Consider the following 11,704-nt stretch of genomic DNA (forward strand, 5'->3'; position numbering starts at 1 on the left):
CCAGCGCCCTGGCACCCCGTCGGACCGCTTGTTAGCCTCGCCGCACCGACCAACGACGATCGGGAGGAGTCGCCGTGCGCCTCGGTGCGGAGAGGAACGACCACGCGCCCCTGCGTCGCGTCGTCGCGGAGTCGTGGCGCCGCTCGCGCGCGTTCGCGCTCGATCCGGACGCCGTGCCGGGTGTCGTCGACGTCGCGGACGACGAGCTGCGCGCCTACCGCGACGAGCACCCGCTCGTGGCGGCGCGCCCGATCATCGACCGGCTGCTCGTCCAGCACGCCACGGACGCGGGACTGATCGTCGCGATCGGCGACCACGCAGGTCGGCTGCTGTGGGTCGACGGCGACCGTCGGCTACGTCGCCGCGCCGAGGCGATCGCGTTCCAGGAAGGCGCTGACTGGTCGGAGCGCGCTGTGGGCACGAGCGCACCCGGGACGGCTCTCGCCCTCGGGCGGGCGGTACAGATCCGCGGCGAGGAGCACTTCGCGCGGATGGTGCACCCGTGGTCGTGCTCGGCTGTGCCGTTGCGCGACCGTGCGACGGGCACGCTGCTCGGGGTCCTCGACGTCACCGGCGGTGAGGCGGCCGTCGCCCCTGTGACGCTGCCGCTGCTCGAGGCGACGGCTGCAGCCGTCGAGGCGGAGCTCGCGCTGATCGAGCGCGGTCGCGCGCCGATCCCCGCGCTCGCTGCGGCACCGGTCGAGCTGTCTGCCACGCCGACGCTGCGCGCGACCGGACCGACGCCGCACCGTCCGTCGCCCGTGCTCGCGATCCTCGGCCGGGACGACGGCGTGCTGCGCTCGTCGGCTGGCGAGGTGCGCCTGTCGCAGCGGCACGCCGAGATCCTCACGGTGCTCGCGGACCGGCCGGAAGGACTGTCGGCGACGGAGCTCGCGGACGCCGTCTACGGGCGGGACGACGCGGTCGTGACGCTGCGCGCCGAGATGGTGCGGCTGCGGCGCGCTCTGCGCGGCGTGGCGCCGCACCTGGGCCCGCTCGCGCGGCCGTACCGCCTGGGCGGCCGGCTCGACGTCGACGCGCACCAGGTGCTCGCGTTCCTCGAGCGTGGCGCGCACCGCATCGCGCTCGCGGCGTACGCGGGCCCGGTGCTGCCTGCGTCGGAGTCGCCGGGCACGGCGCACCTGCGGGAGGCCGTGCGGGCTCAGCTGCGCGAGTCGCTGCTGGCGGGCGCGAGCGTCGACACCCTGCTCGCGTTCGCGCGGACGAGCGACGGCGCTGACGACGTTGAGGTGTGGCTCGCGTGCTTGCGGCTGCTGCCGCCGCGGTCACCGCGGCGGTGTGCGGTCGTCGCGAGGCTCGAAGAGCTGGACGCTGCGCTCACGACCGGGACCGGCCGGGTGCGTCGAGAAGAGACGGGCCGGACGAGCCGGGTGCGTCGAGAAGAGACGGGCCGGACGAGCCGGGCCCGGTCGGTCAGCGCGGGTCAGCCCAGACGCTTGCGGGGGTAGCTGCGCGAGGCGACGAGCCGGGGCTCCCCGAGCGAGGCCTCGAGCACGCTGGCCGCGTTGAAGAGCGCCGCGTCCGCAGCGATCCGCGACCGGCTCAGCGCGGCAGACCTGCGGCGCGAGACTGGGCGGCCCGTCCCGTCGGCGCGGCGCACGAGCGCCTGCTGGATGGGCACGACGTTGCCCTCGTTCATGTCACTCCCCGAATTTCTTGCATCCCCGATGAGCTGGCACGCGTCAGCGCACGCTCTCCAACTCACACTAGACGTCTCACACGTCTTCGGCAGGGGGAAACGTCCCCCCAAGGGCGGGTGAATCGGGAAAAGTCGTGATATGCGTCACCTCGCCAGGGTGGGATCACCTATCCCGGGATGCGATGTGCCACGACCCCGCTGACACTCGAATGAACAGTCAGTCCCACGAAACGGAGCAGTCATGGGTATCGGCGGAGGCATCTTCCTCATCGCGCTCGGCGCAGTCCTGTCGTTCGGGGTCAGCCCCGACGCGTGGGAAGTCTTCAACATCAACATCATCGGCTACATCCTCATGGCGGCGGGTGCGCTCGCACTGATCCTCGCGTTCGCGATGCAGTCGCAGCGCCGGAACACGAGCCACACGGCGTACGTCGAGAAGCACGACGTGGAGCACCAGGCCCCGCCGGCGGGCAACCCGCCCACGGTCTGAGCACCACGCGTCCCGACGAGGCGGCGTCGACCCTCCGGTCGACGCCGCCTCGTCGCGTTCTGCCCGTCGCGGCTCCGCCCGGACCCGACCGTCGATCCACCACACAAGGGACGAACGTCCTGCGATGCAACCGGGCGCAACCTTCGCCGACCTACCGTCAGGGACGAGCCTCCCCACGAGGCGCTCACAGACAACGACGTCGAAGGAGCCACCATGACCGTGTACGCCGCCCCCGGCAGCCCCGACAGCCTCATCACCTTCAAGCCCCGCTACGAGCACTGGATCGGCGGCGAATGGGTACGCCCCGTCCAGGGCCAGTACTTCGAGGACGTCTCACCCGTGACGGGCAAGCCGTTCGCCGAGGTCGCCCGCGGGACTGCCGAGGACATCGAGGTCGCGCTCGACGCCGCCCACAAGGCGGCACCCGCGTGGGGCCGCACGAGCGCGACCGAGCGCGCCGCGATCCTCAACAAGGTCGCCGACGTCATCGACGCCAACCGCGAGCTGCTCGCCGTCGCCGAGACCTGGGACAACGGCAAGGCGATCCGCGAACCGCTCAACGCCGACCTGCCGCTCGCCGCTGACCACTTCCGCTACTTCGCGTCCGTCATCCGCGCGCAGGAGGGCGAGTTCACCGAGCTCGACGGCGACACCGTCGCCTACCACTACGCCGAGCCGCTCGGCGTCGTCGGGCAGATCATCCCGTGGAACTTCCCGCTGCTCATGGCGACCTGGAAGCTCGCACCCGCGCTCGCCGCCGGCAACGCCGTCGTGCTCAAGCCCGCCGAGCAGACGCCCGTGTCGATCCTCGTCCTCATCGAGCTCATCGGTGACATCCTGCCGCCGGGCGTCGTCAACGTCGTCAACGGGTTCGGCCTCGAGGCGGGCAAGCCGCTCGCCTCGTCCAAGCGCATCCGCAAGATCGCCTTCACGGGCGAGACGACGACCGGGCGCCTGATCCTGCAGTACGCCTCCGCGAACCTCATCCCCTCGACGGTCGAGCTCGGCGGCAAGAGCCCGAACCTGTTCTTCGAGGACGTCGCCGCCCAGAACGACTCGTACTACGACAAGGCCCAGGAAGGGTTCGTGCTCTTCGCGTTCAACCAGGGCGAGGTGTGCACCTGCCCGAGCCGCTCGCTCATCCAGAAGAGCATCTACGACACGTTCCTGTCGGACGCGATCGACCGCACCAAGCGGATCGTGCAGGGCAACCCGCTCGACACGGACACCCAGGTCGGCGCGCAGGCCTCCAACGATCAGCTCGAGAAGATCCTGTCGTACATCGACATCGGCAAGCAGGAGGGCGCGAAGCTGCTCCTCGGCGGTGAGCGCGTCGACCTGGGCGGCGACCTCACCGACGGCTACTACGTCGCCCCGACGATCTTCGAGGGCCAGAACAAGATGCGCGTCTTCCAGGAGGAGATCTTCGGGCCGGTCGTCGCCGTGACGAGCTTCGCGGACTTCGACGACGCGATCTCGCTCGCGAACGACACGCTCTACGGGCTCGGTGCCGGCGTGTGGTCCCGCAACGGCAACACCGCGTACCGCGCTGGCCGCGCCATCCAGGCGGGACGCGTCTGGGTGAACAACTACCACGCGTACCCCGCGGGCGCGGCGTTCGGCGGTTACAAGAGCTCGGGCATCGGACGCGAGAACTCGAAGCTCGCGCTGAGTCACTACCAGCAGACCAAGAACCTGCTGGTGAGCTTCTCCGACAACGCCCTCGGCTTCTTCTAGACCGGCCCGTCATGCCGATCGACGCGCAGGTCGTCATCCCCGGGGAGACGCAGTCGCGGGTCGCCCTCACCGACGGGGCGCTCGCCCTCCTGCGGATGCTCTGGGACAAGCACGGACCGCTCATGTTCCACCAGTCCGGCGGCTGCTGCGACGGCAGCTCACCCATGTGCTACCCGGCGGGCGACTTCCTGACGTCGGACGCCGACGTCCTCCTCGGCACCTTCGACATCGCCGAGGAGGGCGCGGCGCGGCAGGCCGTCGACTTCTGGATGTCCGCCGAGCAGTTCGAGTACTGGAGCCACACGCACCTCACGGTCGACGCCGTCCCCGGGCGCGGCGCCGGGTTCTCCGTCGAAGCGCCCGAGGGCAAGAGGTTCCTCATCCGGTCGCGGCTCATGGACATGACGGCCGAGGCCCCCGGCGTGCGGGACATGCCTGACCAGACCTAACCTCAGTCATGGAGACCAGCCGCTCGGACGATGCCGCCCCTCGTCTGTGCGTCCTCGCGGCAGAGCCGCTGCTCACCGTGACGATCGAGGCGAGCGGCCACGAGGTCGACGTCCCCGAGGTTCACGTCCACGCGGGCGGCCAAGGCCTGTGGATCTCGCGCATGGCGGCGTCGCTCGGTGCGACTGTGACCGTGTGCGGGCCTTTCGGTGGGGAGACGGGGTCGGTGCTCGCTCACCTCGCGGAGCAGGAGAGCTTCGACGTACGCACGACCACGGGCCCCTCGAACGGCGCGTACGTCCACGACCGGCGGGACGGCGAGCGCCGGGAGATCGCACGCATGCCGTCCCCGCTGCTCGACCGCCACTGTCTCGACGACCTGTATGGCACGGTCCTCGTCGCGTCGCTCGACGCTGACGTGTGCGTCCTCACCGGGACCGAGGAGAGCAGCAACGTCCCGCCGTCGTTCTTCGGGCGGCTCGCCCACGACCTGCGCGCGGCGGGTCGGATCGTCGTGGCCGACCTGTCCCGGGGGCAGGCGAAAGCCGTGATGGACGTCGACGGGGTCATCCTCAAGATCAGCCACGAGGAGATGGTCGAGGGTGGCTTCGCCGACGACGACACGCTGGACTCCCTGCGCGCCGCCGCCGAGAAGCTCGTCGCAGACGGGCTGGGCGGCGTCGTGCTGTCCCGTGCCCACGAGCCCGCCCTCGTCGTCACCGGCGAGAACGTCGCGACCGTGACCACGCCTCCGATCACGACCGTCGACCATCGCGGCGCCGGCGACTCGATGACCGCGGGGATCGCCGTCGGTGTCGGGCGGGGCGAGAGCCTCGCGTCGGCCGCGCGGCTCGGCGCGGCCGCAGGCGCGCTCAACGTCACCCGCCGCGGGCTCGGGACCGGACGCCGCGAGCAGATCGAGCGATACGCCCAGCAGGTGCGGGTCGACCTGCTCGACTGACCCGCCCGGGTGCGGCGTGCCCGCGCGCACGGCAGGGTGGAGGGACGACGACGCGAGGAGGTTGGCGTGCGCGCCCTCATCACGAACGACGACGGGATCGACTCCCCCGGGCTCACCGTGCTCGCCGAGCGAGCCGCAGCCGAGGGCTACGAGGTGGTCGTCGCCGCACCCCGCCGCGAATCGTCCGGAGCGAGCGCTGCGCTCATGGGCACCGAGGACGACGGCCGGCTCATCGTCGAGCGGCGCTCACCCCCGGGCCTTCCCGACGGCATCGAGTCGTTCGGGGTGCGCGCCACGCCCGCCCTCATCACGCTCGTCGCCGCGCACGGCGGCTTCGGCCCGCCGCCCGACCTCGTCCTGTCCGGCATCAACCGGGGGGCCAACACGGGACACGCGACGTTGCACTCCGGGACGGTCGGCGCCGCCTTGTCCGCCTCGACGCACGGCATGCTCGCGATGGCCGTCTCGCTCAACTCTGCCGACCCGACGCACTGGGACACCGCCGGGTATGTCGTGGAGCGGGCCCTGCGCTGGCTCCTCGATAACCCCGACCCCACGCGGGTCATGAACCTCAACGTGCCTGACCGTCCGGTCGACCAGATCCTCGGCCTGCGCAAGGCGCCGCTCGCGAGCTTCGGCATGGTGCACGCCCGTATCAAGGAGGCCGACCACGGCCACCTCACGCTCACGTACACCGGGACCGACATGTCGAAGGAACCGCAGAGCGACGCGGGTCTCGTCGCCCGCGGCTGGGCGACCGTCTCGCTGCTGCGCGCCCCCGTCGCCGACGACGACGCCGACCTCCCGCACTTCGAGCATGAGGGCGCGCGGGAGCACCGCATGTCCGCGCAGCGCTCCCGCGGCGAGGACGACGAGGGCACCGAGATCATCGACACGATCGACGCGGGCGTCATGACCGGCCAGGACTTCCCGGAACCCTGACGGGCCGTGGGCGCCTTCAGGTGGAACTACTCTTGAAACAGCTTCGCAGCCGACTCGAACGACCCCGTGACGATGAAACCCTCCGGGTCTTCGGCGGCTGGCTCGAGCCGCCCACCCTCGTCGACGGTGTAGATGGTCTGGTCAAGATTCAGCAGGCTCAACCTGCCGTTGTCGATCTGACGGGCGAACAGGAGATACTCCTGGCCCACCGACATCTGGTCGAGGCCCTCTGTCAGGTAGTTGGTCTTCTTGTAGATGCCTCCGAGCTGCGGAACTGTGACGATGTCACCGACTTCATGGTCACCCTGGATGACGTCGGTGATCTCGACGGAGTGCATCGTCGCAACGAAACCGTCGTCAAGTTCGCGCAGCTCGCGCAACTCCTTCTCCGAGAGACCCGCCTGCGGATTTCGCATCGGGTCGTCATCATCGGACACCACAAACTCCGGAACGACATACTCGACCTTGGAGGATCGGACGATGCCCCGCACGATCGTGTCGGCCTTCTCGTCGAGCTCGACCGCTGACTCAAAAACACGATAATCGGCGCGCATCATCACCGTCTCCAGGATCTCGACGCCCTCTCCAGCGCCACCCACGCCGTCAGCTCTCGTGAAAGTACCGGAACAGCCACCGAGCAAACCTATAGCAAGCCCGGCCATGCACACTCCCGACAACAATCTCGCGGCGCGAGTCTTCATCAGTACCACCTCGCTACGTCTTGGATGTCGTACGCTGTCGGCTCGTATACAGTGGAGCGGTTCCTAGCATGCTTCATCAAACTGGACTGCGTCGTGACTGGGTCATCGGCGAGACTGAGGGAATGACCAAGCTCGTGAGTTGTCGTGCTCATGATCCACTCGTAGAGCCTGGGACCAGCGTCCTGCTTGAGGTAGTAGGTGTTTACCTGGATCTTGAACGTCCGCGTCGACCGGGTACCGTAAGCAGTGTAAAGACCATACCAGTCCCACTCAGGCATGTCCTTGGCCGTGAGGAAAGACGCCGCTGTTGAGTTACGCTTGATGTACGAGCCAGTCGAGGTATTCCACGCCCCGCGAGCCGTGTCCACGTAGCCCACCCAAGCGGTGCTAAGCCCGGTCGTGCTCATCCAAAAGCTCGCCGTCGGCATGCCCAGCGACGTTTAGTCCGCATTCGCCGGGGATACGCCGACGCCCATGATGGCGACAGTCGACGCCAGCGATGCCACTGCTATCCGCCGATAACCCACCTTCCGCGCGATCTTCGGTTTCCTGCTCAACGAGGCGCTCATCCTGGTTGGACTCATGACCGTGACGCTAGCAGCAACGAGCCGACCAGCGCTAACACTCCAGCAATTTGCGCACCAATCTCGAGCGCACCGATCTCTTGCGCAGCGGCTCGTCGCCCAGGAGTTGCATTTATTGTGTCTCGAGCCAGCCGATCCTTGCACCCATTCCCACTCGAGTTTCGGGTCTCACTGCAGTCGACGATGTGTCAGGCACCCCGACGTCGCAGTCGGGTCAAGCCTCGCTCAGCGGGCGGGCCACCGCAGGATCGCGCCGCCGACCCCGTGGCGGTCGACCTCCTCGGTCGTCGTCCAGGCGACGTGATCACCCGCGATCACCGTGTCCCCGATGCGCTGATCGACGAGGAGCCGCTCAACGGTCCGGGTCTCGAGGTCGACGACGATCACGGGCCGCTGGTCACCTTCGACCCCGCGATCGGCGGACAGGACGACCCGTCCGTCGGCCAGCCACGGGTCATAGACGTGGTCGCCGACGAGTCTGGCGCCGGTGCGCTGCTCGCGGTCGAGGACCCAGAAGCTGTTCTCCTCGCTACCCTCCGGCGACGACTCCCTGACGACGACATGCTGGTCGTCCCCGCCGACGACCCACGTGTCTGGTGTCAGCGTCAGGAGGGGTGTGCTCGCGCCGTCGCGCGTCACGACGCTCACGTCGCAGGCACCTTCCGCGCTCTTCGCGCACTCGGTCACGAGCACGTCGGCTCCCGCGGCGACGACCTCGACGTCGACCTCGACATCCGACGGACGTTGCTCCGCGGCGACCTTCTCCCCCGTCCAGCGGACGAGGTTGCCGTCCTCGTCGAACGCACCCCACGCGGCGAGCACGGCGATGTCGGCGTCGCCCTCGCCGCCTTCAGCGATCACGGTCCCCTCGGTCGCGCCGTCGGGCGCGTAGAGCAGGCGCCACGTGCGGTAGTCGATCTGGTAGGTCCGCTCCACCCACGCGGTACCGCCGTCGACGAAGGCAGCCAGCTCCGCGCGATCGACGTAGGCGTCGGGCTCGTCCGGGACTCGCAGCACCGTCGCACCGTCGGCCGTGACGATCTGGGGCGGGCCGTACGGGTCCTTGCCCACGGGCCCGCCGCCCGTGCCGACGTCCCCCTCGATCGTCGAGACGAGCGCGGCGCCGTCCGGGCGCAGGTCACGGACCCTCGGCCGCCAGCCATTCTTCGCGTCGAGCGTGCGCACCAGCTCGACGCCGTCTCCGAGCGCCACGGGCTGCGCCTCCGCGAGCACGTCGATCGTCGGCCCCGTGATCGGGCTGCTGTCCGCCCAGGCGAGGATCGGCTTCTCGGCAGCGGGCGTCGTGACTGCAGGCGACGCGACCGCCGCATGCGGCGTCGTCACCCCCGGGCTCACGGCTGGCTGCTCGGCGGTGCAGGCCGGGAGCGCGCTGAGCGCGAGCACGGCGATGCCGGTCCTCATTCCTCGTTGCATGTGTTCCCCCTGCTCAAGCCAGCGAAGCGCTGGCACGCTCACGCTATCGACCGAGGCGACGGCGGGAAAGGGGCAGGTGCTGCAAGGTCGGTCGCCGACGGCGCGGTCGGCGGGTCCCGTCGAAGGAGCCTCGTAGCGACGCCGGCGTGATGACGGGCCAGGACCTGCCCGTCGACCGTGGCGAGGCCTAGCCGTCGGCGGCCAGGCACGGCGTCGCCCGTCAGTCGCCGTGCGGCCAGCTCAGGATGGCGCCACCGACCCCGTCTGCCCCAGCGGGACCGGAGGCCGTCCACGCGGCGAGATCACCAGCGAGCGAGAGACCCAGCGGCAGCCGATCGACCGGCAGACGCTCGGACCGCTGCTCGACGACGTCGACCAGGAACAGCTCGTGCTCCCCCTCCGCATCCATGGACTCGCCCGTCATCAGGACCCGGCCGTCGTCCAGACCGGGCTCGTAGGGATCCGCGCCGAGCAGCCGGACGGCCGTGCGTGCCGTCCGGTCGAGCACCCACACCTGCGAGTCATCCTCGCCGACGGCGACCTGGACCACGACGTGCTGCTCGTCCGCCGCTCTGACGAAGACGCTGCCGGGAGCACGGACGAGCGGCGTGCTGCTGCCCTCCGGGTTCTCGACGCTGACCTCGCAGCCGTCGTCCGTGCAGCTGTTCACCAGGAGGTCGTTCCCGCCCGGGGTGACCCACACGTCCGGCGCGTCAGACGACCGCGGGACCCTCGTCCCGTCCCAGCCGAGCGCGCCACCGCGGTCGTCGTACGCAGCGGACCGGCCGAGCGCACGCACGGCGATCTCGACACCGTCCCCTTCAGCGACCACGCGGCCCTCGTCCTCGCCGTCGGGCGCGTAGAGCAGGCGCCACGGGCCCTCGACCGACCGCTCGACCCATGCGACGCCCCCGTCGACGAACCTTGCGAGCGTGCCGGGGTCGACCATCCCTGAGACCTCCCACCCTGGCGAGCGGAGCGTCGTCGTCCCGTGCGCACCGACGAGGCGGAGGGGCCCGTACCCGTCCGGTCCACCGCCCGGGCTCGCGTCACCCTCGAGGTCGACGGCGAGATACGTCCCGTCAGGTCGCAGGTCGACGACCGCGGGCCGCCAGCCCTCGGCCACCCTCAGCTCGGACACGAGCATGACCCCCTCGCCGAGGCGCACGTCCACCGCGTCGTCGATGTCGATGGTCGGACCGTCGACCGGTGTCCCGTCCGCCCAGGCGAGGATCGGTTCCTCGGGAGCGGGCGTCGTGACCGCAGGGGACGCGACGCCCCCAGGCGGCGTGGTCACCCCCGGGCTCGCGGCTGGCTCCTCGGCGGTGCAGGCCGCGAGCGCGCTGAGCGCGAGCACGGCGATGCCGGTCCCCATTCCTCGTCGCATGTGTTCCCCCTGCTCAGGCCAGCGAAGCGCTGGCACGCTCACGCTATCGACCGGGGCGACGGCGGGGAAGGGGCAGGTGCTGCGAGGTCGGTCGCCGACGGCGCGGTCGGCGGGTCCGTCAGACCGGGCCCGCCGACCGTCAGCCGTCGATCAGTAGGTCGTCCCCATGAGGCGGCGGACGTCGTCGAGGGTCGCGTCAGCGAGCTCGTTCGCCCGCTCGTTGCCGCGGGCGAGCATCTCGAGCACGTCGTCGCCGTGCGCGGCGAGCTCGGCGCGCCGCTCGCGGATCGGCCGCAGGTACTCGACGAGCGCCTCGGTGACCTCGCGCTTGAGCGTGCCCGCACCGCCGTCGCCGATGCGGGCGGCCGCGACCTCGGGGTCCTCGCCCGTCGTGAGCGACAGCAGACCGAGCAGGTTCGCCACCTCGGGGCGTCCCTCCGGGTCGTACGTGATCGTGCGCTCCGCATCGGTCTTCGCGCGCTTGACCCACTTCGCGGTCTCGTCCGCGGTCGCAGACAGCATGAGCGTGTTGCCGCGCGACTTGCTCATCTTCGTGCCGTCGGTCCCGAGGATCGTCGGGGTCGGCGCGAGGAGCGCCTCAGGCTCGCGGAAATACTGCTCGCCGCCCGCGTACCGCTGGTTGAACCGGCGGGCGATCGTGCGCGTCATCTCGAGGTGCGGCAGCTGATCCTGCCCGACAGGCACGAGGTTGCCGTGGCAGAACAGGATGTCCGCAGCCTGGTGCACGGGGTAGGTGAGCATGAGGCCGCTCATCGCACGCCCGCCCGTCGCCGCCGTCTCGGCCTTGACCGTGGGGTTGCGCTCGAGCTCGGAGACGGACACGAGCGAGAGGAACGGCAGCATGAGCTGGTTGAGCGCCGGCACCGCGGAGTGCGTGAAGATCGTCGTCTTCTCGGGGTCGATGCCGCTCGCGAGGTAGTCGAGCATGATCTCGCGGACCGTCCCGCGCAGGTCGCCCATGACGTCCCGGTCGGTGATGACCTGGTAGTCGGCGAGGATCAGGATCGTCTCGACACCCGCCGTCTGCAGCCGGACGCGGTTGGCGATCGTCCCGAAGTAGTGGCCGATGTGCAGCGACCCGGTGGGCCGCTCACCCGTGAGCACGCGGAACTGCGAGGGGTCCTTGGCGATCTGCTCCTCGACCTGGGCGCTGCGCGCGCGTGCGGCCTCGAGGGTCGAGATGGGTGCTTCACTCATGTGTGCGGGCTCCTGGGATCGGGCGCCGCCCCCGCGACCGAGGCGCGGGCCCGGCTGCGGCGAGCAGCTCGGGGACACGGACGGTCACGGCTGCGCGGGCAGCCACCACCATGCGTGCGTCGTCATGCCCCCAAGGCTACCGC

The 11,704-nt window shown here is 70.2% G+C and carries 12 protein-coding genes; 6 read left to right on the forward strand and 6 right to left on the reverse strand.

Going from position 1 to position 11,704, the window contains the following annotated elements; all coding sequences use genetic code 11:
• Positions 1–74: 74 nt before the first annotated feature.
• On the forward strand, positions 75–1,469 hold the full coding sequence (locus HF995_RS03765; protein ID WP_168446433.1) for a GAF domain-containing protein: 1,395 nt from the start codon (positions 75–77) through the stop codon (positions 1,467–1,469).
• On the opposite strand, the gene HF995_RS03770 is transcribed toward HF995_RS03765, so the two are convergent.
• Entirely contained in the window at positions 1,445–1,660 is a 216-nt protein-coding gene (locus tag HF995_RS03770) for a hypothetical protein (RefSeq protein ID WP_168446434.1), read from the reverse strand. The genes HF995_RS03765 and HF995_RS03770 overlap by 25 nt on opposite strands.
• A 241-nt stretch (positions 1,661–1,901) precedes the next feature.
• On the opposite strand from HF995_RS03770, the gene HF995_RS03775 reads away from it, so the two are divergent.
• The 5 genes from HF995_RS03775 (at position 1,902) to surE (ending at position 6,237) form a co-directional block, all read left to right on the forward strand.
• Positions 1,902–2,150 carry a DUF6458 family protein gene (locus HF995_RS03775; RefSeq protein WP_168446435.1) on the forward strand — a complete coding sequence of 83 codons (249 nt, stop codon included), beginning with the start codon at positions 1,902–1,904 and terminating at the stop codon, positions 2,148–2,150.
• A gap of 213 nt (positions 2,151–2,363) precedes the next feature.
• A complete protein-coding gene (gene exaC / locus HF995_RS03780) occupies positions 2,364–3,887 on the forward strand; it encodes an acetaldehyde dehydrogenase ExaC (protein WP_168446436.1) in 1,524 nt (507 codons plus the stop codon).
• A gap of 11 nt (positions 3,888–3,898) precedes the next feature.
• The gene (locus HF995_RS03785) at positions 3,899–4,336 is read left to right on the forward strand and encodes a DUF779 domain-containing protein (protein ID WP_168446437.1); all 438 of its coding nucleotides are present in this window, start codon (positions 3,899–3,901) and stop codon (positions 4,334–4,336) included.
• Between the two features lie 8 nt (positions 4,337–4,344).
• On the forward strand, positions 4,345–5,295 hold the full coding sequence (locus HF995_RS03790) for a PfkB family carbohydrate kinase (protein ID WP_168446438.1): 951 nt from the start codon (positions 4,345–4,347) through the stop codon (positions 5,293–5,295).
• 66 nt (positions 5,296–5,361) lie between these two features.
• Positions 5,362–6,237 carry a 5'/3'-nucleotidase SurE gene (surE, locus tag HF995_RS03795; RefSeq protein ID WP_168446439.1) on the forward strand — a complete coding sequence of 292 codons (876 nt, stop codon included), beginning with the start codon at positions 5,362–5,364 and terminating at the stop codon, positions 6,235–6,237.
• Between the two features lie 26 nt (positions 6,238–6,263).
• Here surE and HF995_RS03800 read toward each other — a convergent pair whose 3' ends face one another.
• From HF995_RS03800 to trpS, 5 genes are all read right to left on the reverse strand, one after another.
• Positions 6,264–6,938, reverse strand: a complete 675-nt coding sequence (locus HF995_RS03800) for a hypothetical protein (RefSeq protein WP_168446440.1) — start codon at positions 6,936–6,938, stop codon at positions 6,264–6,266.
• On the reverse strand, positions 6,938–7,345 hold the full coding sequence (locus HF995_RS03805; RefSeq protein WP_168446441.1) for a hypothetical protein: 408 nt from the start codon (positions 7,343–7,345) through the stop codon (positions 6,938–6,940). Before HF995_RS03805 ends, HF995_RS03800 begins: the two co-directional genes overlap by 1 nt.
• 402 nt (positions 7,346–7,747) lie before the next feature.
• Complete coding sequence (locus HF995_RS03810) at positions 7,748–8,944, reverse strand: hypothetical protein (protein WP_168446442.1); 1,197 nt, start codon at positions 8,942–8,944, stop codon at positions 7,748–7,750.
• Between the two features lie 232 nt (positions 8,945–9,176).
• Positions 9,177–10,343 (reverse strand): hypothetical protein, encoded by a 1,167-nt coding sequence (locus tag HF995_RS03815; RefSeq protein ID WP_168446443.1) that lies wholly within the window; start codon positions 10,341–10,343, stop codon positions 9,177–9,179.
• 150 nt (positions 10,344–10,493) lie between these two features.
• Positions 10,494–11,561 (reverse strand): tryptophan--tRNA ligase, encoded by a 1,068-nt coding sequence (gene trpS, locus HF995_RS03820; RefSeq protein ID WP_168446444.1) that lies wholly within the window; start codon positions 11,559–11,561, stop codon positions 10,494–10,496.
• Between the last annotated feature and the right edge of the window lie 143 nt (positions 11,562–11,704).

The organism is Sanguibacter hominis ATCC BAA-789, from assembly GCF_012396185.1.
Classification (GTDB): domain Bacteria; phylum Actinomycetota; class Actinomycetes; order Actinomycetales; family Cellulomonadaceae; genus Flavimobilis; species Flavimobilis hominis.